The organism is Zoogloea sp. JDB1, from assembly GCF_056724025.1.
Genome location: NZ_CM161496.1, coordinates 3,731,247 through 3,754,773, shown reverse-complemented (window position 1 = coordinate 3,754,773; position 23,527 = coordinate 3,731,247). Strand labels below are relative to the sequence as shown.

23 protein-coding genes are annotated in these 23,527 nt (G+C 65.0%); 18 read left to right on the top strand and 5 right to left on the bottom strand.

Annotated features, from left to right (window positions below):
- The 6 genes from AC1PPK_RS16995 (at position 1) to AC1PPK_RS16970 (ending at position 6,278) form a co-directional block, all read left to right on the top strand.
- Positions 1 to 2,391: a HAMP domain-containing protein gene (locus AC1PPK_RS16995; protein ID WP_481114193.1), complete on the top strand. Its 2,391-nt coding sequence runs from the start codon at positions 1 to 3 to the stop codon at positions 2,389 to 2,391.
- Between the two features lie 10 nt (positions 2,392 to 2,401).
- A complete protein-coding gene (locus tag AC1PPK_RS16990) occupies positions 2,402 to 3,376 on the top strand; it encodes a chemotaxis protein CheX (protein WP_481114192.1) in 975 nt (324 codons plus the stop codon).
- Between the two features lie 33 nt (positions 3,377 to 3,409).
- Complete coding sequence (locus AC1PPK_RS16985) at positions 3,410 to 3,775, top strand: response regulator (protein ID WP_481114191.1); 366 nt, start codon at positions 3,410 to 3,412, stop codon at positions 3,773 to 3,775.
- Positions 3,776 to 3,800: 25 nt separating this feature from the next.
- On the top strand, positions 3,801 to 4,592 hold the full coding sequence (locus AC1PPK_RS16980) for a methyl-accepting chemotaxis protein (RefSeq protein WP_481114190.1): 792 nt from the start codon (positions 3,801 to 3,803) through the stop codon (positions 4,590 to 4,592).
- Positions 4,585 to 5,157, top strand: a complete 573-nt coding sequence (locus tag AC1PPK_RS16975; protein WP_481114189.1) for a hypothetical protein — start codon at positions 4,585 to 4,587, stop codon at positions 5,155 to 5,157. The genes AC1PPK_RS16980 and AC1PPK_RS16975 overlap by 8 nt, the downstream gene beginning before the upstream one ends.
- Positions 5,158 to 5,465: 308 nt before the next feature.
- Positions 5,466 to 6,278, top strand: coding sequence for a response regulator (locus AC1PPK_RS16970; protein WP_481114188.1), 813 nt, complete (start codon positions 5,466 to 5,468; stop codon positions 6,276 to 6,278).
- Positions 6,279 to 6,290: 12 nt separating this feature from the next.
- On the opposite strand, the gene mfd is transcribed toward AC1PPK_RS16970, so the two are convergent.
- Genes mfd through ygfZ form a run of 4 tightly spaced genes read right to left on the bottom strand, consistent with a single transcriptional unit; the run spans position 6,291 to position 11,873 of the window.
- On the bottom strand, positions 6,291 to 9,734 hold the full coding sequence (gene mfd / locus AC1PPK_RS16965; RefSeq protein WP_481114187.1) for a transcription-repair coupling factor: 3,444 nt from the start codon (positions 9,732 to 9,734) through the stop codon (positions 6,291 to 6,293).
- 49 nt (positions 9,735 to 9,783) lie between these two features.
- Entirely contained in the window at positions 9,784 to 10,551 is a 768-nt protein-coding gene (locus tag AC1PPK_RS16960; protein WP_481114186.1) for an NRDE family protein, read from the bottom strand.
- Positions 10,542 to 10,832, bottom strand: a complete 291-nt coding sequence (locus tag AC1PPK_RS16955; RefSeq protein WP_481114185.1) for a DUF4936 family protein — start codon at positions 10,830 to 10,832, stop codon at positions 10,542 to 10,544. Before AC1PPK_RS16955 ends, AC1PPK_RS16960 begins: the two co-directional genes overlap by 10 nt.
- Before the next feature lie 9 nt (positions 10,833 to 10,841).
- Positions 10,842 to 11,873, bottom strand: a complete 1,032-nt coding sequence (gene ygfZ / locus AC1PPK_RS16950; protein WP_481114184.1) for a CAF17-like 4Fe-4S cluster assembly/insertion protein YgfZ — start codon at positions 11,871 to 11,873, stop codon at positions 10,842 to 10,844.
- 170 nt (positions 11,874 to 12,043) lie between these two features.
- On the opposite strand from ygfZ, the gene mltG reads away from it, so the two are divergent.
- Genes mltG through AC1PPK_RS16920 form a run of 6 tightly spaced genes read left to right on the top strand, consistent with a single transcriptional unit; the run spans position 12,044 to position 16,569 of the window.
- Positions 12,044 to 13,045, top strand: a complete 1,002-nt coding sequence (gene mltG / locus AC1PPK_RS16945) for an endolytic transglycosylase MltG (RefSeq protein WP_481114183.1) — start codon at positions 12,044 to 12,046, stop codon at positions 13,043 to 13,045.
- On the top strand, positions 13,042 to 13,659 hold the full coding sequence (tmk, locus tag AC1PPK_RS16940; RefSeq protein WP_481114182.1) for a dTMP kinase: 618 nt from the start codon (positions 13,042 to 13,044) through the stop codon (positions 13,657 to 13,659). Before mltG ends, tmk begins: the two co-directional genes overlap by 4 nt.
- Complete coding sequence (gene holB, locus AC1PPK_RS16935; RefSeq protein WP_481114181.1) at positions 13,656 to 14,717, top strand: DNA polymerase III subunit delta'; 1,062 nt, start codon at positions 13,656 to 13,658, stop codon at positions 14,715 to 14,717. Before tmk ends, holB begins: the two co-directional genes overlap by 4 nt.
- Entirely contained in the window at positions 14,714 to 15,082 is a 369-nt protein-coding gene (locus AC1PPK_RS16930; RefSeq protein ID WP_481114180.1) for a PilZ domain-containing protein, read from the top strand. Before holB ends, AC1PPK_RS16930 begins: the two co-directional genes overlap by 4 nt.
- Positions 15,083 to 15,112: 30 nt before the next feature.
- Positions 15,113 to 15,886: a TatD family hydrolase gene (locus AC1PPK_RS16925; RefSeq protein ID WP_481114179.1), complete on the top strand. Its 774-nt coding sequence runs from the start codon at positions 15,113 to 15,115 to the stop codon at positions 15,884 to 15,886.
- Positions 15,883 to 16,569: an ankyrin repeat domain-containing protein gene (locus tag AC1PPK_RS16920; protein ID WP_481114178.1), complete on the top strand. Its 687-nt coding sequence runs from the start codon at positions 15,883 to 15,885 to the stop codon at positions 16,567 to 16,569. Before AC1PPK_RS16925 ends, AC1PPK_RS16920 begins: the two co-directional genes overlap by 4 nt.
- On the opposite strand, the gene AC1PPK_RS16915 is transcribed toward AC1PPK_RS16920, so the two are convergent.
- Positions 16,562 to 16,759, bottom strand: coding sequence for a hypothetical protein (locus AC1PPK_RS16915; RefSeq protein WP_481114177.1), 198 nt, complete (start codon positions 16,757 to 16,759; stop codon positions 16,562 to 16,564). The genes AC1PPK_RS16920 and AC1PPK_RS16915 overlap by 8 nt on opposite strands.
- Before the next feature lie 194 nt (positions 16,760 to 16,953).
- On the opposite strand from AC1PPK_RS16915, the gene AC1PPK_RS16910 reads away from it, so the two are divergent.
- From AC1PPK_RS16910 to nifH, 6 genes are all read left to right on the top strand, one after another.
- The gene (locus AC1PPK_RS16910) at positions 16,954 to 18,162 is read left to right on the top strand and encodes a tyrosine-type recombinase/integrase (RefSeq protein ID WP_481114176.1); all 1,209 of its coding nucleotides are present in this window, start codon (positions 16,954 to 16,956) and stop codon (positions 18,160 to 18,162) included.
- A 257-nt stretch (positions 18,163 to 18,419) separates the two neighbouring features.
- Positions 18,420 to 18,806, top strand: coding sequence for a hypothetical protein (locus tag AC1PPK_RS16905; protein WP_481114175.1), 387 nt, complete (start codon positions 18,420 to 18,422; stop codon positions 18,804 to 18,806).
- Between the two features lie 40 nt (positions 18,807 to 18,846).
- Positions 18,847 to 20,244 carry a nitrogenase iron-molybdenum cofactor biosynthesis protein NifE gene (gene nifE / locus AC1PPK_RS16900; RefSeq protein WP_481114174.1) on the top strand — a complete coding sequence of 466 codons (1,398 nt, stop codon included), beginning with the start codon at positions 18,847 to 18,849 and terminating at the stop codon, positions 20,242 to 20,244.
- A gap of 10 nt (positions 20,245 to 20,254) precedes the next feature.
- Positions 20,255 to 21,661: a nitrogenase iron-molybdenum cofactor biosynthesis protein NifN gene (gene nifN, locus AC1PPK_RS16895; protein WP_481114173.1), complete on the top strand. Its 1,407-nt coding sequence runs from the start codon at positions 20,255 to 20,257 to the stop codon at positions 21,659 to 21,661.
- A gap of 10 nt (positions 21,662 to 21,671) precedes the next feature.
- Positions 21,672 to 22,262 carry a NifB/NifX family molybdenum-iron cluster-binding protein gene (locus tag AC1PPK_RS16890; protein WP_481114172.1) on the top strand — a complete coding sequence of 197 codons (591 nt, stop codon included), beginning with the start codon at positions 21,672 to 21,674 and terminating at the stop codon, positions 22,260 to 22,262.
- Positions 22,263 to 22,576: 314 nt separating this feature from the next.
- Positions 22,577 to 23,464 carry a nitrogenase iron protein gene (nifH, locus tag AC1PPK_RS16885; protein WP_481114171.1) on the top strand — a complete coding sequence of 296 codons (888 nt, stop codon included), beginning with the start codon at positions 22,577 to 22,579 and terminating at the stop codon, positions 23,462 to 23,464.
- Positions 23,465 to 23,527: the final 63 nt, after the last annotated feature.

The window sequence follows — 23,527 nt, the reverse complement described above, 5'->3', positions numbered from 1 at the left end:
ATGAATATCCGACATCGCATCATCCTGCTGGTCGTCCTGAGCCTGACGGCGATGCTGTCCATCGGCGGTTATGCCGCCTTGCAGTCCCGCTGGAACGCTTCCGAAGTGCGCATCGTCACCGAGGGCATCGTGCCCAGTGCACTGGCGTCGGCCGACCTGGTCGCCCACCTGAAGGACGTCCAGCTGACGACGATGGAGCTGGTCTCCGCGCCGGACGCCAAGCTGGCGCTGCAGACCGAGGACAAACTGAAGACCGACAAGGCGGCCCTCAAGGAGGCCATCGAACAGCAGGGCGCACAAGCCACCAGCGACACCCAGCGGGGCCTCGTCGTACAGGCGAGGGAAAGCCTGGACAACTATTTTGCGGCCATCGACGACGCGACCCGCTTCAAGCTGTCCGGCCAGAAGGAGATGGCCGAGGCCGCCCTGTTCGGTGCAGTGGGCGAGTACCAGCGCGAGATCCAGTCGGTCGTCGAAACCCTGCGCATCGAGAAGAACCGCAGCAAGGACGGCGCCATCACCGCCCTCAACGACAGCCTGGCGCAGACCGTGACCGGCATTTCGGCGGCGGCGCTGACTGCGCTGGCGATCCTCGCGGCGGTCGGCGGCATGCTGTACCGCCAGGTGGTGCGGCCGATCGGCCGCATGCAGTCGATGATGACCGAGATCGCGACGAGCCAGGACTTCAGCCGCCGCCTGCCGGTCGAGCGGGAGGACGAGATCGGCCGCTCCATCGTTGCCTTCAACACGATGCTCGCCAAGATCGAGGAAAGCTCGGCGCAGCTGCGCCAGAAGACTGCCGACATCCAGACCATGCTGCAGAACATGCCCCAGGGCATCCTGACCATTGCCGACGGCAACCGCGTGCATCCGGAGTATTCGGCTTACCTCGAGAGCATCTTCGAGACGCAGGACATCGCCGGGCGCGACATGATGGAGCTGGTGTTTTCCGGTACCAACCTGGGTTCCGATCTGCTGTCGCAGATCGAGGCCGTCGGCGGCGCCTGCATCGGCGAGGACGCGATGAATTTCGAGTTCAACGCCCACCTGCTGCCCGGCGAGATCGAGAAGACCCTGGCCGACGGGAAGGTGAAGATCCTCGACCTCAACTGGTCACCGATCACCGATGCGGACGGCAACACCGTGCGCCTGCTGCTGTGCGTGCGCGATGTGACCGAGCTGCGCAAGCTGGCCGCCGAGGCCAACGAGCAGAAGCGCGAGCTGGAGATCATCGGCGAGATCCTGGCGGTCAGCCAGGAGAAGTTCCATGAGTTCATCGCCGGCGCCCTCAGGTTCGTGGACGAGAACGAAGCCTTGATCCGCCAGCGCGACGAGGCGCAGACCGGCACCGTCGACCGCCTGTTCCGCAACATGCACACCATCAAGGGCAACGCCCGGACCTACGGCCTGCTGCACCTGACCAACCTGGTGCACGAGGCGGAACAGACCTACGAGGCTCTGCGGGGTACGCGCCCGGCCATCGCCTGGGACCAGGAACAGCTGCTCGAAGAGCTGAACGGCGTGCGCGCCGAGGTGGAACGTTACGCCCGCATCAATGAGGTCAGTCTGGGCCGCAAGGGGCCGGGCCGTCGTGGCGGCGTCGAGCGCTACCTGATGGTGGACCGGGAGCAGATCCAGCACACCTTGCAGCGCCTGGAAACGGTGAACACCGGCAACATGCGGGAACTGGTCGCCGCCCGTGACGAGGTGCATCGCGTGCTGCGCCTGCTCGGCACCGAATCCATCAGCCACGTGCTGTCCGGCATCTTCGATTCCCTGCCGTCGCTGGCCCGGGAACTCGGCAAGGTGGTGCCGATGGTTTCCATCGACGACAACGGCTACGTGGTGCGCAGCCAGGCCGGCAGCCTGCTGAAGAACGTCTTCATGCACCTGATCCGCAACGCGGTGGATCACGGCCTTGAAACGGTGGACGAGCGCATTGCCGCCGGCAAGCCGCTGGCCGGCTTGATTTCCCTCGATGCGAGCGTGCGTGACGGGCAGTTCCAGCTGGCGCTGCGCGACGACGGGCGCGGCCTGGCGCTGGCGCGCATCCGCCGCATCGCGGTCAACAAGGGCCTGATCGGCGAGGATGCGCAGCTCGACGACGTGACGACGGCCCGGCTGATCTTCCAGGCGGGTTTCTCGACGGCCAGCCACGTGACCGAGGTGTCCGGCCGCGGCGTCGGCATGGACGCAGTGCTCGACTTCGTGAAGCGCGAGCACGGGCGCATCGAAATCATGTTCCTGGACGATGCCGAAGGCGCCGATTTCCGCCAGTTCCAGATCGTCGTGAGCCTGCCCGACAGCTTTGCAGTACGTGTGGACATCGGGCCGGACGCCCGCGACGCGGAGCTTCCGGCGGCCGACAAGGCTCTGCAGGCAGCGGTTTGAGGGGACGAGCATGGATATGAACAGCGACAAACTGATCGTCAGCAAGGTGCTGATCCTCGACGACGCGGTCGGGCATTTCGACGGCCTCAAGGCTTTCTGCGGTGACGCCGGCCTGCTCGGCATCCGGCCGCATGGCGACGCCGGCAGCGTGATGGGCATCCTGCGTTCCAACGTGGACCTGGGCGGCATCATGCTTTACGAGAACTACGGCGGCCCGGCTGGCGAAGGACTGGGCCTGGCCCGGGAGATCCACGCATTGCGCCCCGAACTGCCGATTTTTCTGCGCCGCGACGCGACGGCCAGCGTGGCCGGCCTGACCGAGCGGGACGCGGCGATGTTCCGCTGCGCCTACACGCTGCAGGACCTGCAACACCTGCGCGCCTCCCTCGATGCGTCGATCTTCAGCCGGGTCTATCCCAACGATCTGGTGCGCGGCATTGCGGAGATGACGCGGGCTTCGCTGGAAAGCCTGTTCCACGGCTGCGACGTGGACATGGAAACCCCCTACCTGGTGAAGGACCGGATCATCCACGGCGAAGTGTTCACGATGATCGCCATCGAGAGCAACTGGTGTCGCGGCTACATGATGCTGCAGGCCTCGGAGAGCGCCTTGCTGCGCCTGCTGGGCGAGGACTGCGCAGAGCGCGAGCCGATGGGGTTCCGCGAGCTCAACAACGTGCTCGGCGAGGCCACCAACCTGATCTGGGGTTCGTTCAAGAACCGCTATGTGGGGACGACCGACACAGGGCTCCACGGCCAGACCCAGGTGCCGATCATCATCAATCATCACCGCAACTACATCTCCTTCGGCTCGGAGGATCCCCAGCTGTGCTTCAAGTACACCTTGCGTCCGCAGGGCCGCGGGGATGTGGCGGTGCCGGTGTACCAACGCTTCGTGTTCAACCTGAGCTGGTCGCCGGAAGCCTTTCACGAAAATCCGTCCGTCGAGGCGCTGGTCGAATCCGGCGAACTCGAACTGTTCTGAACGTCCGTTTTTCAATTTTGAGGAGTATTTCCCATGGCACAGGTTTTGGTTGTCGATGATTCCAGCACGGTCCGTAACGAAGTCTGCGATTTCCTGAAGGCCAACGGCCTGACGGTCAGCGCGGCGGTGGATGGCCGTGACGGGCTGGACAAGCTGAAGGCGGACCCGGGCATCAAGCTGGTCGTCAGCGACGTGAACATGCCCAACATGGACGGCCTGACGATGGCCGAGAAGATCCGCAGCGAGCAGCGCAACGCCAGCGTCAACATCATCATGCTGACCACCGAAAACAGCCCGACGATGAAGGAGCGCGGCAAGGCAGCCGGCGTCAAGGGCTGGATCGTCAAGCCCTTCAATGGCCCGGCGGTGGTCGGCTCGCTGAAGAAGCTGGTCGGCTGAGGCGCGCGGGAACGCGGAAACATCGATGGAAACGGGATTGAACGCCTTCCTGGTCGCGCTGCTCGGCGGCAGCCTCGCCACCTCCGTGTGGTGGTCGAAATGGACGCAGGTCCGCAGGAGCCATCGTTCGGCCCTGGCCGAGCGGGACCGGCTCATCGACGAGCTCGGGCCGCGCATCCCGCCGGCCGAGGCGGAAGCGACGCGGGCCTCGCTGCAGGCGCGCATCGATGCGCTGGAGCAGCACCTCGCAGCCCAGCAGGGCAGCCACCAGGCGGCGCTCGCCCGTAGTCGCGAGGAGGCCGAGGCGGCGAGCGCCGCTGCCCTCGCGGCGCTGGAGGCGGCGCACCAGCAGAAGCTGGCCGAGCAACGTAGTGCGCTGGCCACAGAGCAGGGCGCCTGGCAGGGGAACGTGGCGTCCCTGCAGGGCATGATCCGCAGCCTGGAGCGCTGGCACGGCGAGATGCAAGCCATCCTGCGCAACAACCAGGAGCTGAAGAAGCAGAACGAGCAGTTTCAGAACATCAACAAGAGCGTGGTGATGCTCGCCCTCAATGCGTCCATCGAGGCGGCCCGCGCCGGCGAGCAGGGCCGGGGCTTCTCGGTTGTCGCCGACGGCGTGCGCGACCTGGCGCTGACCTCCACACGCCTGGCCCAGGACTACAAGACCAACCTGGACAAGAACGACCTGATCACTACGACTACCTTCCAGGACATGCAGGCCAGCGGCAACATGATCCGCACGGCGCTGTTCGGGCTCGGCGCAACCACGGACCGCATCGCCCGGATCGTCGCCGGGCAGGACGGGGCGCATGATTAGCCGGGATGCGCGGGAGTCCATCGAATGGCTGTTCGACAAGGCCATTCGCGAGCACAGCGTGAATGCTGCGTCGGACCGCTGCGAGATCCATCCGCACGCCGGCCGGGATGAGGCGGGGAGCGGCTCCAGCGCCGATCTGGTGGTGCTCAACATTTCGTCCTACCTGTTCAGGATCGTTGCGCTGTTCGAGTTCGAGCGGGACGGCGGGATGAGGAGCCACCTGGCCGGGCTGGCGGGTCTCGATGAGCGGACGCTGGACGAAAATGTGCTGTTCGATGCCTACGCGGAATTTGTGAACATGGTGTGCGGCGCGGTCAATCGCGGGCTGTCGGCACGTTTTCATGCAGGCATGTCGACGCCCTTCTTCCTGGAAAGCGCCTGTGTGGATCACGTGGCGATCCTGCAGCCGACCGAGATCATGGCGCTGACGGCCACGATCAACGACACCGCCCGCTTCAGGCTGACCCTGTGCGTGCAGGTGGCAAGCAACGAGACACTGGATTTCCGCGTCGAGCGGCATGAAGAGCAGCAGGTTGAGTCAAGTGGCGAACTGGAGTTCTTCTAGCGACTTGCCGGGGCATTCTCAAGTGATTATTTCACTTGCATATAAATGCAGAATAGCTAAACTTCACGGCGCGACACCTTGATGAGTCATCTCCATCCTGGTGTCGTTCTGTAGATGACTCCCAGCTTTTGTCCGGCCACCCCCCTGGCCGGCTTTTTTTTGCCCTCTGTTCTTGCCTTTCGCTCCGTCCACGCTCCGGGGCAATCGATCCATGAGCGCCGTTTTCGCCATTTTTTAGCGGATCGACCTCAATTTTTTTCATTTTTGTTCGCTAACAGTGCCGTCCAAACTGGTTAGGCACAAAAACAATGACGAACACCGCTTCCCGATTCGAGAACACCCGGCTCCTGCTCGTCGAGCCATCGACCCTGCAGGCCAAGATCATCCAGCGGGAATGCGAGGAAATTGGACTGACTCGCGTCCGCACGGTCGGCAGCTCCGCGGAAGCCCTGGAGGCGATGCGCGTGGAGCGGCCGGACGTGGTGCTCAGCGCCCTCTATCTGCCGGATCTGCCCGGTACCGAGCTGGTGGCGGCGATGCGCACCGATCCGCGTCTTGAGGATGTGGCCTTCATCCTGATTTCCAGCGAAACCCGCCCGCAGGCCCTCGACCCCGTACGGCAGGCCGGCCTGTGCGGCATCCTGCCCAAGCCCTTCGATGCGTCCCAGCTGGCCAGGGCGATCAGCCGCACGATGGATCTGCTCGGCACTCGACGCGATCTGGAGAACGAGGTCGACCTGGAGGAGGTGCGCGTACTGCTGGTGGACGACAGCCCCAATGCGCGCAAATTCATCCGGCGCATCCTGTCCAACCTGGGTCTGCAGCACTTCATCGAAGCGGATAACGGGCGGGAGGCCGTGGTGCTGCTCGGTGACACGATGGTCGACCTGATCGTCACCGACTACAACATGCCGGAGATGGATGGTCGGGAGCTCGTCGAATACGTGCGAACCCGCAGCTGGCAGCAAGCCGTGCCGATCCTGATGGTCACCAGCGAATCGGACGCCGGCCGCCTGGCCGCGGTAGAGCAGGCCGGCGTGTCAGGCATCTGCGACAAGCCGCTGGAGACGGACATGCTGCTCGACCTGCTCACTACCATGCTCCAGCGCGATCAGGACTGACCCGGCGACGAATCAGGCCTTCACGGCCTCCAGCAGGTCGCGGGCAGCCTTGACCCGTGCCTTGATGTCCGGCATCGACAGCTTGCGTACCAGCTTGTCCGGGCCGGACATGCGGATGCCGCGGTCCTTCTGCATCAGCAGGATGACCTTGGTCGGATCGATCGGCGCGGTGGCTTCGAACTGTACCGACAGCTGGGATTCGGACGCGTCCAGCTTGGCCACGCCGAAAGGCTTGACCAGCATGCGCAGGCGGTGGGTTTCGAGCAGTGCGTGGGCCTGCGGCGGCATCTCGCCGAAGCGGTCGATGAGTTCTTCCTGCAGGGCTTGCAGGTCGTCCTCCGTCTCGCAGTTGGCAAGACGCTTGTAGAGGGTCAGCCGCTCCTGCACGTCGCTGCAGTAGTCGTTGGGCAGCAGGGCGGGGGCATGCAGGTTGATCTCCGACACCACTTCCAGCGGCTGGCTCAGGTCCGGTTCCTTGCCTTGCTGCAGGTCGCGCACTGCACGCTTGAGCATCTCGGTGTACAGGCTGACGCCGACCTGCTGCATCTCGCCGGACTGGTTTTCGCCGAGCACTTCGCCGGCGCCGCGGATCTCCAGATCCTGCATCGCCAGATAGAAGCCGGAACCCAGCTCTTCCATCATGGTGATCGCCTCCAGGCGTTTTTGGGCCTGGGCGGTCGGCTTGGCGTGGGCGTCGGTGAGCAGGTAGGCGTAGGCCTGGTGGTGCGAGCGGCCGACCCGGCCACGCAGCTGGTGCAGCTGGGCCAGGCCGAAGCGGTCGGCCCGGTTGATGATGATGGTGTTGGCGGTCGGGATGTTGATGCCGGTCTCGATGATCGTCGTACACAGCAGCAGGTTGGCCTTCTGCGTCGTGAAGTCGCGCATCACGCGCTCCAGCTCGCGCTCCGGCAGCTGGCCGTGGCCGATCACGATGCGCGCCTCGGGTAGCAATTCCTCGAGGGATTCGCGCATGTTCTCGATGGTCTCGACCTCGTTGTGCAGGAAGTACACCTGCCCGCCGCGCTTGAATTCGCGGATCACCGCCTCGCGGACGATACCCTTGCTGTGGCGTTGCACGAAGGTCTTGATGGCGAGGCGCTTCTGCGGCGCGGTGGCGATCACCGAGAATTCCCGCAGCCCTTCCAGCGCCAGGCCCAGCGTACGCGGGATCGGCGTGGCGGTGAGGGTCAGGATGTCCACCTCGCTGCGCAGGGCCTTCAGGCCTTCCTTCTGGCGCACGCCGAAACGGTGTTCCTCGTCGATGATGACGAGGCCCAGGCGCTTGAAGGTGACGTCCTTCTGCAGCAGCCGGTGGGTGCCGATGAGGATGTCCACCTTGCCCTCGCCGAGCTGCTTGATGGCCTCGGCCTGTTCCTTGGCGCTCTTGAAACGGGACAGCTCGGCGACCCGGATCGGCCAGTCGGCGAAGCGGTCGGCGAAGGTCTGGTAGTGCTGTTCGGCCAGCAGTGTTGTCGGGCACAGCACAACCACCTGCTTGCCATCGGCCACCGCGATGAAAGCGGCGCGCAGCGCGACTTCGGTCTTGCCAAAGCCCACGTCGCCGCAAACAAGACGATCCATCGGCTTCCCGGACTTCATGTCGGCGATGACGGCCTCGATGGCGGCCAGTTGGTCCGGTGTCTCCTCGAAGCCGAAGCCTTCGGCGAAGGCCTCCAGGTCGTGCTGCTTGAAGTCGAACTTGTGGCCCTTGCGTGCCGCCCGCTGGGCGTACAGCGCGAGCAGCTCGGCGGCCGTGTCGCGGACCTGCTGGGCGGCCTTCTTCTTGGCCTTCTCCCACTGGCCGGAGCCGAGGGTGTGCAGACTGACCGCTTCCGGATCGGCACCGGCGTAGCGGGTGATCACATGCAGCTGGGCGACCGGTACGTAGAGCTTGTCGCCGTTGGCGTATTCCAGGTGCAGGAACTCAGTCTGCCCTTCGCCGAGGTCCATGTGCACCAGGCCCATATAGCGGCCGATGCCGTGGCTGGAGTGGACGACCGGATCGCCTTCCTTCAACTCGGACAGGTCGCGTAGCCAGCCTTCGACGGTGGCCGCCTTGCGGCTGTCACGACGGGTGCGCGTGCGGGCGGTGGCGGCGTAGAGCTCCGATTCTGTGACGACCGCCAGCCTGGCTTCCGGCAGGATGAAGCCTGCCGCCAGGGGCCCGGTGCCAAGGGCAAGACCCGTGTCACCGCCGAGGAAGGCGTCGAAATCCGCCGTCGCCGCTGGCTTCAGGCCGTACTCGGCGAAGAACTCGGCGATGGTCTGCTGGCGGCCGGCCGATTCGGCAAGGATCAGCACGCGGCCCGGGAAACCGTTGGTGAATGCCTTCAGGCGGTGCAGCGGATCGCTGGCCTTGCGCTCCACGGACACATCCGGCAACGCCTGGGTCGGGCCGTCGCCGCCTGTTTCCGGGATGGCCAGGCGGGTGCGCTCCTTGAGAGCGACGAAGAAGGCTTCTTCAGACAGGAACAACTGGTCCGGTGGCAGGATCGGCCGGGTCTTGTCACCACCGAGCAGCTGGTGGCGGCTGCGGGCGTCCTTCCAGAAGGCCTCGATGGCACCCGGCACGTTGCGGTGGAGCAGCACCGGCGCGTTGCCGGGCAGGTAGTCGAAGAGCGTCGCGGTCTCGTCGAAGAACAGCGGCAGGTAGTACTCGATGCCCGCCGGCGCAATGCCGTGGGAGACATCCTTGTAGATCGGGCTGCGCGAAGGGTCGCCCTCGAAGGCCTCGCGGAAGCGGCCGCGGAAACGCGTGCGGCCAGTCTCGTCCATCGGAAACTCGCGGGCCGGCAGCAGGCGGACTTCCTTCACCGGGAACACCGTGCGCTGGGTGTCCGGGTCGAAGGTCTTGATGCTCTCCACTTCCTCGTCGAACAGATCGATGCGGTAGGGCAGCGCGGCGCCCATCGGGTAGAGGTCCACCAGGCCGCCGCGCACGCTGTATTCGCCGGGCGACATGACCTGGGTGACGTGGGCGTATCCAGCCACCGTCATCTGCATGCGCAGGCGCTCCACGTCGAGCTTCTCGCCCTGCGTCAGGAAGAAGGTGTAGGCGGCGAGGAAGGCCGGCGGCGCCAATCGGTACAGCGCGGTGGAGGCCGGCACCAGTGCGATGTCGGCTTCGCCGCGGCTGATTGCGTAGAGCGTGGACAGGCGCTCGGAGATCAGGTCCTGGTGCGGCGAGAAGCTGTCGTAGGGCAGCGTTTCCCAGTCCGGCAGCAAGTGCGTGCGCAGGCCGGGCGCCAGCCAGGCGATCTCGTCGGACAGGCGCTGGGCATCCAGCGGATTGGCCGTCACCACCACCAGCATCCGCCCACCTCCCGCCAGACGGGCGATCGCCAGCGCGTCGGAGGAGCCGGTACAGGCCGGGAGGTCCAGGCGCTGGCCGGGCTTGGCCTTGGCATGGACGTCGAAAGCGGGCAGGAGGTCGCGGAAGGAGGGTGAGGCAGTCATGCGGAACGGTGCTGCAGCGGAAACAAGGGGCGAATTATAGGCGCGGGGCTCAGACCCGTGCGATCCGGAAGGTCTCGGCGATGCGGCCTGTCTCGATGCCTACGTCGTTCCAGCTGATCTCGACGACCTGTACTGCATCGTGACGATCCTGGCGGATCAGCGTCGAGCAGCGGGTGCCGTAGCCGGGCGCGCGGATGAAGGCGCTCGACAGCATGCGCTCCCAGGCCAGGCTTACGCCGGTACGCGGCAGGCTGGCATCGGCGGCGGGGCGGTCGTCCCGCAGCAGCGCTTCCAGCGGCGCGGTGTTCGGCAGCGCGCACAGAGCTTTGCCGAGCCGGGACTTGCCGGCCACGGCCTTTGGCCAGGGCGTGTCGAGCAGGTGGTTGGACAGCGCATAAAGCCCGGGTTGCAGGATGTGCGCCGCACCGCTTTCGCTCTCGTAGATGCCGAGGGATTCACCGTCGGACATCAGCAGGTTGAAGGCGTTGTATTGCGGGCCCTCGTGGCGCAGCCGTTCGAGGGTGGAGGCCGTGCTTTCAGCGCTGGCGAGAAAATCCGTGACCAGATGGCCGCGGGACGGTCGTCCGTCACGCTGGCGTTGGGGATCGCGGAAATTCGTCAGGCCGGCGAAACGCCCGTCACGGGTCACACCGAGCCAGGTGCCGCCCGCTTCGAGATCGCGCCCGGCAAAGATCGACGGGCGTTCAGGCCACCAGGCGGCGGCAGCAGCCGGGCGGGTGAAGAACTCGTCCCGATTCGCAGCCACCACCAGCGGAAAGTCCGGATGTGCCTGCCAGGCCAGCAGGATCAGGCACATGGGATGAAACGTTCAGTGTGACGGCGGCCGTCATCCGCGATGAAGCGGGCCACGCCCTGGCGCTCGACCGCCTGTTCGAGGCTGCGCTCGAACTCTGCCGGGGCGCCCACGTCCTCGTAGATCTCCATCCACGTCCAGGGATCGTCGGCCTTGCGCAGGAAGCGCCCGGCGACACCGGTTTCCCGGTGGATGTCGGCCTGCAGCAGATGGAGTACCCGGGCCAGATCGGCTTCAGTGCCGATCCGTACCGGGTAGTAGATGTAGTAATGGGACAGGGCCAAGGAAGGGACTCAGGGCAGGGCGTAGGGCAGGGGAAGGAACTGCACGATGGAGCCGGCCGGCGAGCCCAGGTGGACTTCTGTCGATTCGGCGCTCGATGTCTGCAGCACCACCAGCACGTCGTAACCGCCCTCGGGCGCGGGCGCCGCGCTGACCACTTTGCCGGCGGACTGCTCGCCGAACTCGGGGGAATACACATCGGTACCGGCCAGCGGCGCCGCGGCGATGTCCGCATGCACGCGGAACATGCGCTTCTTGAGTTTGCCCAGGTAATGAGTGCGGGCGACGATTTCCTGGCCCGGGTAGCAGCCCTTGTTGAAGCTCACACCGCCGATCAGCTCGTAGTTGAGCATCTGGGCGACAAACTCTTCCTGGATCGGCTGTGTGACGACCGGCAGGCCTTCGCAGATGTCGATCCACTGCCACGCCGCGGAACCCGCCGGCACGGCACCGGACGCGACAAACTTTTCCCACAGCCCGGAGGCTTCGGACAGCGGTGCGGAAACGATGAAGCGTGCCCCATCCAGGCGCACGACGGTGGCGATGCCGGATGCGGTGGCCCGCGGCGCACCGGGGATGTGCAGTCCGGCGGCCTCGAGCGCCGCACCCGCCTGCGGGCCGGCCAGGCCGATCAGCACGCTGTCACCGCTGTCGTCCATCAGGCGCACCTTGGAACGCAGGATGTACATGGACAGCTTCTTCAGGATCGCGGCGTGGATGTCCGCCGACAGGGTCAGCAGGTAGTCGCTGCCTTCCCGCCATAGCAGGAGGTTGGCGAGCATGCGGCCCTTCGGGCTGTTGAAGCTGGTGAATTGGGCCTCGTTGGGGCCGAGCTTCTTCACGTCGTTGGAGAAGAGGTTGTGGAGCAGCACGCTGGCGTCTTCGCCACTGGCGCGAATCGCGCCGAGGTGCTGCAGCGGCACCACTACGGTACCCTGGGCGGCGAGGATCACATCCTGCCGTTCGTCTTCATGGAACTTGACGGAGAAGTCGGAAAAACTCGCGCCTTTCGCGCCCAGATAATTTTGCCAAGTTGCGTTCATCAGTCTTGTCCTGTCGCAAAAACGAGTCTCAAAGCGGTTTGCGCTATTATGGGCGCTGCCGCACGCGGGGTGCCAGCGCTTTCGAAGCAATAATCAAGCCCTCGTGAATCTGCCAGGACATCCTCCTTTCTTCACTGCATTCGTTCGTTCCCGACGCGCCAAGTTCCCTGATGAAGCGCCTGTTTTTTCGCTTGCTGACCCTGGTCCTGCTGTGCGCTGTCGGCGCCGTCGGACTATTGGCATGGTTCGCACACGCACCGGTGCATTTGCGCCAAAGTCCCCTTGATTTCACCATCGAACCTGGCTCGCCGATGAAGCAGGTGGCTCGCCAGCTCGTCGACGCGGGCGTCGATGTGGAGCCTTTCGGCCTTATCCTCCTTTCCAGGATGACCCGGCAGGCCAACGGGATCAAGGCCGGAAGCTACGAGGTCGAGACGGGCGTCACGCCGCTGGGGCTGCTCGACAAGCTGACCCGCGGGGACGTCACGCAGGCGGAGCTGCCGCTGATCGAAGGCTGGAATTTCCGCCAGTTCCGGGCTGCGCTGGATCGCCATCCCGACCTGCGCCACGACAGCGTGGGCCTTGCCGACGCGGAGATCCTGGAGCGCATCGGCGCCGCCGCTACTCATCCCGAAGGCCTGTTCTTTCCCGACACCTACCTGTTTTCCAAGCGCAGCAGCGACCTGGACATCCTGCGCCGGGCCTACCGGCAGCAGCAGAAGGTCTTGCTGAGGGAGTGGAAGCAGCGGGCTGGCGGGCTGCCCTACAGGAACCCCTATCAAGCGCTGATCATGGCCTCCCTCGTCGAGAAAGAGACTGGGCAGGCCAAGGATCGACCGCTGGTGGCCTCGGTCTTCCTCAACCGCCTGCAGGCCGGCATGCTGCTGCAGACCGATCCGACGGTGATCTACGGCCTCGGCTCGGACTTCGACGGTAACCTGCGCAAGCAACACCTGCAGAACGACACGCCGTACAACACCTACACGCGGCCCGGCCTGCCGCCGACGCCGATCGCAATGCCGGGCGTTGCCGCGCTGCAGGCGGCGCTCCACCCGGCGCGCACTCAATACCTGTATTTTGTCGCCCGTGGTGACGGATCGAGCGCCTTCTCGCGCACCCTCGACGAACACAACCGGGCCGTGGCCCAGTACATCCGGAAACGCAACCCGTGAAATCCCGCTTCATTACTTTCGAAGGCATCGACGGTGCCGGCAAGAGCAGCCAGATCGCCGCGGCCGTCGCATTGATCGAATCCCGTGGCATCGAGGTCGTACAGACCCGCGAGCCGGGCGGCACGCCGCTCGGCGAAAAGTTGCGCGAGATCGTGCTGCACGAGCCGATGCACCTGGAGACGGAAGCACTGCTGATGTTCGCGTCGCGCCGGGAACACCTGGCGCAGCGCATTGAACCGGCCCTGGCGGAAGGCAAGTGGGTGGTGTCGGATCGCTTCACCGATGCGACTTACGCCTACCAGGTCGGTGGGCGCGGGCTGGACGAGGGCCGTTTCGCGGCCCTTGAGCAGTGGGTGCATCCGCACCTGCAGCCGGACCTCACGCTGATCTTCGATCTCGACCCGAAAGTGGCCGCCCAGCGTCTCGCCGGCACCGGCAATGCACCGGACCGCTTCGAGCGGGAACAGGCCGATTTCTTCGCCCGTGTGCGGGACGCCTATCTCAAGCGCGCCGCTGCGGCCCCCCTGCGCGTGAAGGTGGTGGATGCAGGTAATGACCCGGAAACCATCCGTGCCGAGGTGGCGGACATCCTCCTGCGGAACTGTTTCCAATGATCTTCGAATGGCAGAAGCCTCTGTGGCAGCGGGCATTGGATCGGGCTGAACGCATGCCCCACGCGCTGCTGTTCGCCGGCCCGGCCGGTGGCGGCAAACGGATCTTCGCCGAGGCGCTGGCAGCCCGCGTGCTGTGTGCGAATCCCGGGCCGGATGGCTACGCCTGCGGAATCTGTGACGACTGTCTGTGGCGTCAGGCCGGAAATCACCCGGACCTGATACGCGTGGTACCGGAAGCCGACCAGGAGGAGCGCGGCGAAGGCGCCGCCGAGAAGCTGGAAGGCGGCAAGGCGGCCAGCCGCCAGATCGTCATCGAACAGATCCGCGATCTGCAGCAGACACTGACCACTGGCGGGCATCGGGGCAGCCAGCGGGTCGTCATCGTCGATCCGGCAGAGGCGATGAATGTGTTCACCGCCAATGCGCTGCTCAAGCTGCTGGAAGAGCCGACCACCAACGTGCAGTTTCTGCTTGTATCGTCGTCGCCAAAGCGTTTGCTGCCGACCATCCGCAGCCGCTGCCAGACCTGGGCCTTCTCCCGCCCGCCGGCCGACACGGCCGCCCGCTGGCTGGCCGAGCGCCAGGTTGCCGATGCAGAAGCCTTGCTCGCCTTTGCCGGCGGCATGCCGCTGGCCGCGTCGGAACTGGCGGAAGGCGGTGGCGCGGCGGCACTGCGGCGTTTCGTTGCCGATGTGAGCGCGGTGCCGGCCAAGGCGCCGCTGCGTCTGGCCGGGGAGTGGGACAGTTGGCTCAAGAGCAAGGATGCCCAGTCCAGCGGGCTCGACATGGCTACCCTCACGAGCTGGCTGCAGCGCTGGATCGCCGACCTTGTCAGCCTTCGCCTCGGTGGTCCGGTGCGTTTCTTCCCAACCCGGCTGAGCGCACTGCAGGCCATCGCGGACAGGCTGTCCGTTGATACGGCCCTCGGCTGTTACAATGACATCACCCAGTCGCGCCGCGTGGCTCAGCATCCGCTCAACGCGCGACTCTTTCTCGAAGACATGCTTCTGCGGTACGCCCGGAGTATCCAGGCGACCGCGACGACGGTGCGCCGATGAATGAACCCGCTAGGCGGCCGGCCCAGGCCCGGCCCAGCGTCCTGTCCCTGAATATCAGCTCCAAGTCGGCGCTCTATGCCGCCTACATGCCGTTCATCAAGAACGGCGGGATCTTCGTGCCCACGGCCCGCGAATACAAGCTCGGCGACGAGATCTTCATGCTGCTGCAGATCATGGACGATCCCACCAAGCATCCGGTGGCCGGCACGGTGATCTGGCAGACTCCGGCCGGTGCCCAGGGGAACAAGACCCAGGGTATCGGAGTCAAGTTCAGCGAGGACGAAGCCGGGCAGGTGCTGCGCAACCGGATCGAGCAGATTCTGGCCGGGCACCTGGGTTCGTCGCGTCCCACTCATACGATCTGATCCGCCCGTTTCATTTCCGATTGCGCTGCAATGCTTGTTGATTCCCACTGCCACATCGATTTCCCCGATCTGATCGACGACGAAGCCGGAGTGCTGGCCCGCATGGCCGACAACGGCGTGACCCACGCGCTGTGCGTCAGCGTGAAGCTGGAAACCCTGCCGGGCATTCTGGCCCTGGCGGAACGCCACGCCAATGTGTTCGCGTCCGTCGGCGTGCACCCCGACAACGCCGACTGCGAAGAGCCGGACGAAGAACGCCTGCTGGCCCTGGCCACCCATCCCAAGGTGGTGGCGATCGGCGAGACCGGGCTCGATTACTACTGGCACAAGGACGCGCCGGAATGGCAGCGGGTGCGCTTCCGTACCCACATCCGCGCCGCCCGCCGCAGCGCCAAGCCGCTGATCATCCATACCCGCGATTCCGCCGCCGACACGATCCGCCTGATGCGCGAGGAAGACGCGGGCGCCGCCGGTGGCGTGATGCACTGCTTCACGGAAACCCGCGAAGTCGCCGAGCAGGCCCTCGACCTGGGCTTCCATATTTCCTTCTCCGGCATCGTCAGTTTCAAGAACGCCGAAGCCCTGCGGGACGTGGCCCGCTACGTGCCGGCCGACCGTCTGCTGGTGGAAACCGACTCTCCCTACCTGGCACCGATGCCGTACCGTGGCAAGACCAACCAGCCGGCCTATGTCCGCCATGTTGCGGAAGCGGTGGCCAAGGCCCGTGGCGAGAGCCTGGAACAGATCGCCGAGCTGACGACCCGTAATTTCTTCAGGCTCTTCAAGGACGCACAACCGTCATGAACTCCGTTTTCAAGCTTCGTGCGATGCGCCTGCTGGGCGCCTGCCTGATCAGCGTTCAACTGTGCGTTCCGGCCGCCGCGGCCTCCCTGGACGACCTTTTCAACGCCACCAAACTCGGCGATGCCGCCGAAGTGGCGCAGCTAGTGAGACAGGGCATGGACGTGAATTCGAGCGATCCCAGCGGCAACACCCTGCTGATCCTCGCCACGCGTGAAGAGCAGCCCAAGGTCGTTGCCGAGCTGCTCAAGCAGCGCGGCATCAAGCTGGATGCGCGGAACAGCGCCGGCGATAGTGCGCTGATGCTGGCCAGCCTTCGCGGTTTCACCGGAATCGCACAGCAACTGCTGGAGGCCGGCGCCGCTTTCGACCATCCGGGCTGGAATCCCTTGCTATACGCCGCCTTCGAAGGTCGCCTGGCCGTCGTCAATCTGCTGCTTGAAAAGGGTGCCAACCCCAATGTTCTGGCACCTAATCAGTCGACGCCGCTGATGTTTGCCGCCCGCAACGGACACGAGGACGTCGTGCGCGCGCTGTTGAAGGCTGACGCAAACATCGACTGGAAGAACGACCAGAACGAGAACGCCGAAAGTTGGGCAGGCAAGAACCGCAACACGGACATCGTCGAACTGATTCAGGCCGAACGGAAAGCCCGGGCCGGCAAACTGCAGCTCGAGATCAATTGACGCGATAACGGTAACGCCTGCCGTGATCCAGGCGCCAGGGGAGGGAGGGTGCCACCTGACGCAGCACGCCGACCCCAACCAGCGCCAGCAGCGCAGGGACGGCAGCCTGCATGCCGTAGCCCCCGGCCAGAAGCACACCGACCAGAACACCCGTGACCATCAGAATGCGGCAAATCAAGGTTTCCATCATCGACTCCTCAACACGATATTGAAGCCCGGCTGGGCGAATGCGCGGATGCACATGAAGCTGATCGACGGCTCGATCCGGGCTCCGCGTTCTCGATAACTGTAATTATATACAGTAATCTACTGTACGCAAGTCCAGTAGTCTCATGTCGTCCGTCCATCGAGCTGATTCGCATCCAGCCGGATACATCACTGTCCATGTCCATCACCTACACCACCGTAGTGCCGCTGCGTCCGTTGGACGAGATCTCCGTTCCCGCCGGGCTCGATGGCCACGACGGTGCCAACCGCGCCGACCCGGCGCGCCTGCAGATCCAGGCCACCACGGATGCGGACGCGATCCGCTGCTTCCTGTCCGAGTACGATCGTTCGCCGGGCACCTACCGGATCTACCAACGGGAGTGCGAGCGGCTGCTGCTGTGGTCGCTGGTGGATTGCGGGCGACCCTTGTCCAGCCTCAACCGGCAGGATTTCGAGGGCTATCTGAACTTCCTCGCCGACCCGCAGCCGTCCGCGCTGTGGTGCGGCGCCAAGGTCAACCGCATGTCGGAGAAATGGCGCCCCTTCGTCGGCCCGCTCAGCGAGAGCGCCGTGCTCACCGCGATGGCGGCCATCAATTCGCTGATGACCTACCTGGTGGATGCGGGCTACCTGCAGGGCAATCCGCTGGGCTTGATCCGCCAGCGCCGCCGCAAGATGTCCGGCGAGGTCACCGGTCCGCTGCGGGCCGTCGCGCAGACCGAGGAGATGGAGAAGGTCGAACGTTTTCTCGACCAGCAGATGTGGGATGCGGTGACATCCGCCATCGAGGCAATGCCGCGGGACGTCGAACGGGGCCGTGACGAATATGAGCGGGCCCGCTTCATCGCCGCCATCCTGTACATGCTGGCGCCCCGCGCTGGCGAACTGGAATCCCACCGCATGAACAGCTTCCGCGAGGAACGCGGGCTGTGGTGGTGGCACGTGGTGGGGAAGGGCGGCAAGAAGGCCAAGGTGCCGGTGGCCGATGACATGCTGCAGGCGCTGATCCGCTACCGCAAGCATCTGGGCCTCACGGCGGTGCCGCGGCGGGACGACAACACGCCGCTGCTGGTGTCGGTGAAAGATGGCAGCCCGATCACCGCCCGCCGCCTGAACCAGGTCCTCAAGCAGATCTTCAGTGCCGCGGCGGAGCTGCTGCCGCCCGAGGCGGAGCACAAGAAGGAAAAGCTGCGCGCCGCGTCGGCCCACTGGGGGCGCCACACTGGCATCACCGCCAAACTCGACAGCGGCATCAACGAGCGCTTCGTGCAGAAGGACGCCCGCCATACGGACGCCCGCACAACGCAGCGCTACATCCACGAGGAAGAAGAGCGTTGGCACGACGAGGCACAGAAGCAGCGCCTGCCCTGGGGCGGGAAGAAATAGTCCGGGAGTATTTCCGGGCGGAACGCGGATGTGCGTCTGTCCTTTGAAGCGTTCCGGAATGTACCTGAATTCATAGCACCCTTTCCGCTGCGCGCCTTCGAGAGTCATCCCGCCTCACGCCGCAATCCGCCTATTGCTGCGGATCGGCGGCATTTCGCTTTTCGATTTCAGTCCCATTTTCGCTGACGGCCATCAGGTGGCCCGGAGCTTGCTGAATTGCGCTCATCGCAATAAGCCGGTTCACCCGGGAGTTTGAAATGCCATCCGATGCACTGCCCGTATTTCAGGTGCAAAGCACCGCCTCGTGCCGCATTTGCACCATTCGCCTCGAGCAATTGTGTTACCGGCGCGCCTGGTGGTTTCGCGCATTCCGAGAGGTGCTGGCTACCGGCATTCGGGCATTTGCCTTCGCTTACGCGATCCGCGCCGAGGATCATCCCGCGCGCTCTCCAATGTGCTACCGCTGCTTGCGATTCAGGAAGAACGCCATCAAGGAACGCTCTCCGCTGTTCAATTGGCTGGATGCCTATTTGAACCCCTTTTTCAATCGGGTGCGGGATTCCTTGCTGACCGAGCAGGAAAAGGAGCATGCCCGCCAGCTTGCCCAGCGGGCAGCAAATCCTGATTTCAAGGACCACGACTGAAACCGACCAACCGGCGCCGAATGGCTGAAGGGATACGACCATGAACGCAGATGAAATCCAGGCCCTGCTCGACGAGCCCGCCTGCGCCCACAACAACAAGGGCAAGACCGGCTGTGCCAAGTCGAAACCGGGTGCGACCCAGGGGGGGTGCGCCTTCGACGGCGCGCAGATCGCGCTGCTGCCGATCGCCGATGCGGCCCACATCGTCCACGGCCCCATTGGCTGTTCCGGCAGCTCGTGGGATGCGCGCGGAACACGCTCGTCAGGCCCGGACACCTATCGGCTGGGGATGACCACAGATCTCTCGGATATCGACGTGGTGATGGGTCGCGGCGAGAAGAAGCTGTTCCACGCCATCGGACAGGCGGTCGAGCGTTATCGCCCCGCGGCGGTCTTCGTCTATACGACCTGCGTGCCGGCCCTGCATGGCGACGACATGGCCGCAGTGGCGAAGGTCGCCGCCCAACGTTGGCAGATCCCGGTCGTCCCGGTGGACTGTGCCGGCTTCTACGGCAGCAAGAGCCTCGGCAACCGGATTGCCGGCGAAACGCTGTATCGCCACGTGATCGGAACCCGCGAGCCCGCACCGGCCCGGCCGCGCCCGGACGGCCTGCCGACCCATGACATCAATCTGATCGGCGAGTACAACATCGCCGGCGAGTTCTGGCGCGTCGCGCCCCTGTTCGACGAACTGGGCCTGCGCATCCTGTGCACGCTGTCCGGCGACGCGCGCTTCCATGAAGTGCAGACCATGCACCGGGCGCAGGCCAACATGGTGGTCTGCTCCAAGGCGATGCTCAACGTGGCGCGCAAGCTGCAGGAGGACTACGGCACCCCGTTCTTTGAAGGCAGCTTCTACGGTGTGGAAGACACCTCCCAGGCTTTGCGGGATCTCGCCTGCCTGGTTGGCGATGCGGACTTCCGCGTGCGCACCGAGGTCGTGATCGGCCGGGAAGAGGGTGGGGTGGCCCAGCGCCTCGCGCCGTTCCGCAATCGCCTGGCCGGACGGCGGGCGCTGATCTTCTCCGGCGGCGTCAAATCCTGGTCCATCGTGTCGGCTTTGCAGGACCTGGGCATGGACGTCGTGGCGACAGGCACCGAGAAGTCCACCGAGGAAGACCGCGCCCGCATCCGTGCGCTGATGGGCCCCGAAGCCCGCATGATCGGCAACAACGACCAGGGCACGCTGATGGAGACCTGCCGCGAGTACGGCGTCGACATCCTCTTCGCCGGTGGCCGCTACCTGTATCCGGCGCTCAAATCCGGCATCCCTTTTCTCGACATCAACCATGAGCGGGATTTCGGTTATGCCGGCTACGACGGCCTCGTCGAACTGGCGCAGCACATCGCCGACGTAATCGACAATCCGATCTGGGCCCAGCTCGTCCGCAAGCCGGCCTGGCACCGGCGGCCCGCCATGGCCCTGGCTTGCGCCTGAGGGGACTGACATGGCGATGGTACATATCTCGAACAAGCCGCTGACCGTCAATCCGCTCAAGGTCAGTCAGCCGATGGGCGCCACCCTGGCCGTGCTGGGGCTGGACCAGGCGGTGCCGCTGCAGCACGGCGCCCAGGGCTGTACCGCCTTCAGCAAGGTTTTCTTCACCCGCCACTTCCGCGAACCGGTAGCACTGCAGACCACCGCGATGGACCAGGTGGTGACGGTGATGGGCGCTGACAGCAGCGTCGTCGAAGCGCTGCGGACGGTGGCCGAACTCAACAACCCGGAAGTGATCGGCCTGATGACCACCGGTCTGACCGAAACCCAGGGGGCCGACATCGCGCGGACGGTCAAGGAGTTCCAGCGCAGCAGTCCGGAATTCATGGACATCAGCGTGATCCCGATCAACACGCCTGACACCCTCGGCAGCCTGGAGAGCGGCTACGCGCGCGCGCTGGAGGCCGTCATCGAGCACCTGGTGCCGGAGGGCCGGGTAGCCGGCTACCGGCCCCGGCAGGTGAACGTGTTGCTGTCGTCGATGCTGACGCCGGGGGACGCCGAAGCCGTGCGGGCCTGGGTCGAGGCTTTCGGCCTGCGTCCGGTGATGCTGCCGGACCTGGGCGGCAGCCTGGATGGGCATTTCGACCCGGCGGGCTTCTCGACCCTGTCGCGCGGCGGCGTGTCGCGCATCGATGTGGCGACAATGGGCAAGTCCGTCGCCACGCTGGCCGTCGGCCCGTCGGTCTTCACCGCTGCGGATCGGCTGAAAGCCCGCACCGGCGTGCCGGATCACCGCTTCGAAGGGCTGATGGGGCTGGCGGCATGCGATGCCTTCACCGAGGCGCTGGCCGGCATTTCCGGGCGCTCCGTCCCGGACCGGATCGACCGGCTGCGCGAGCAGCTGCTCGATGCGATGGTCGACACCCACTTCGTGCTCGGCGCCCTGCGCCTTGGCGTAGCCGCCGACCCTGACCACCTGGGCATGCTGGCCCGCTTCCTGACCGGCGTCGGCATCCATGTGGTCGCCGCGGTAGCGTCGAGCCGTGCGGAAGGGCTGGTCGATCTGCCGATCGAAGCGGTCGTCGTCGGCGACCTGGAAGACCTGGAAGCGCGGGCCCAGGCGGGCAAGGCCCAGGTGCTGATCGCCAACTCCCATGGCGCGGACATCGCGGAGAGGCTGCGCATTCCGCTACTCCGGGCCGGCTTCCCGCTGTACGACATCTTCGGCGGCTCAGCTCGCAAATGGGTCGGCTACGACGGGAGCCGCCAGGCGCTGTTCGACCTCGCCAATCTCGCCGGTGCCGCACGCCCGGAAATTGCGCCATACCGCTCCTTCTACGGAAAGGAGCGCCCTCCGGAAATGGACGGACACGTCCCGGTCGCCGCGTCCGGCGCATCAACACTTCTCGGTTGAAGGAGATCCCATGTTACGCATTGCATTTGCCTCAACGGACCAGCAAAAGGTCGATCTCCATTTCGGTGCTGCGGATCGCCTCGTCCTGTTCGACGTGGAGCCCGGGCGGGCCAGCCTCGTCGGCATCGGAGAGTTCATCAAGGCGGAAATGAAGGGCAGCAACAAGGACAAGGGGCTACCGCGGGAACTGCAGGGGGTGGCCCACCTGCCGTCGCAACCCTACGCCCCCGCGCCCGAGGACATATTGCCCCCACCGGACAAACCGCCGGAAGACAAGGTGATCGCCAAGCTGGACTTCCTGAAGGGCTGCGCTGCGGTCTATGCAGCATCCATCGGCGCATCGTCGATACGCCGCCTGATGGCCCTCGACGTGCAACCGATCATCGTGGACAACGGCCACGAGATCATGGACTTGCTGAACGAGGTCAGCTTTGCGCTGCATTACGGCGGACTGGCCTGGGTGGACCGCGCCGTGGCACGGCAGGAGAAATCACCCGAGTGCTTCGACAGCCTTGCCGACGGAACGTGGGACGTGGAGTCAACCGCCCTCAACCCGACAGTCATTCATCAACTGATCACCTCAATGGACGATTTAGCCTGACCGGTCTTCCCGCGGGGGGCGTGCCATCCACCGCAACAGGGGAGCGCTCGGAGCCTTGCCGGATAAATGGACTCTTGGGTTGTCCATTTATCCGGCCTTTTTCATTTCAGGCTCCGATGCTTTTTGCGCTGCTTGCACAGAGGCGAACACCGGTTGGACGGCGTTGTACTCAAACGAACGGTTTTATTTCCGGAAATTGAATTTCCAATTCAGAAGGGCGCGAAAATAAAAGGAAAAAGCAATTAAAGAATAATGGCATGCCCCTTGCTGAGCAATTTGCGCCAGTCTTCATTCAATCAAAAGGGGTAATAGAAATGAGCAAGAAACTGCGTCAATGCGCCATTTACGGCAAGGGCGGTATCGGCAAATCCACCACCACCCAGAACCTGGTCGCCGCGCTCGCAGAGGCCGGCAAGCGGGTACTGATCGTCGGCTGCGACCCGAAGGCCGACTCCACCCGCCTGATCCTCCACAGCAAGGCCCAGACGACGGTGATGCACCTGGCCGCCGAGGCTGGCTCGGTGGAGGACCTGGAGCTCGACGACGTGCTGCAGACCGGCTTCGGCGATGTGAAATGCGTTGAATCCGGTGGCCCGGAGCCCGGCGTCGGCTGCGCCGGCCGTGGTGTGATCACCGCCATCAACTTCCTGGAAGAAGAAGGCGCCTACGACGAAGACCTGGACTTCGTGTTCTACGACGTGCTCGGCGACGTGGTGTGTGGCGGCTTCGCCATGCCCATCCGCGAGAACAAGGCTCAGGAAATCTACATCGTCTGCTCCGGCGAAATGATGGCCATGTACGCCGCCAACAACATCGCCAAGGGCATCGTGAAGTACGCCAACTCCGGCAGCGTGCGTCTGGGCGGACTGATCTGCAACAGCCGCAAGACCGACCGTGAAGACGAGCTGATCATGGCCCTGGCCGAGCGCCTGGGCACCCAGATGATCCACTTCGTGCCGCGCGACAACGTCGTGCAGCACGCCGAAATCCGCCGCATGACCGTCATCGAGTACGACCCGACCGCGAAGCAGGCCGACGAGTACCGCGCGCTGGCCCGCAAGGTGATCGACAACACCAAGCTGGTGATCCCGACGCCGCTGGAAATGGACGGCCTCGAAGAACTGCTGATGGAGTTCGGGATCATGGAGCAGGAAGACGAGTCCATCGTCGGCAAGACCGCCGCTGAACTGGCCGTCGCCTGAGGCCCGTTCCGCCCACCCTGTCCGGCAGGCACGGGGGCTACTGCCCCCGAATGCCGCGCCGGA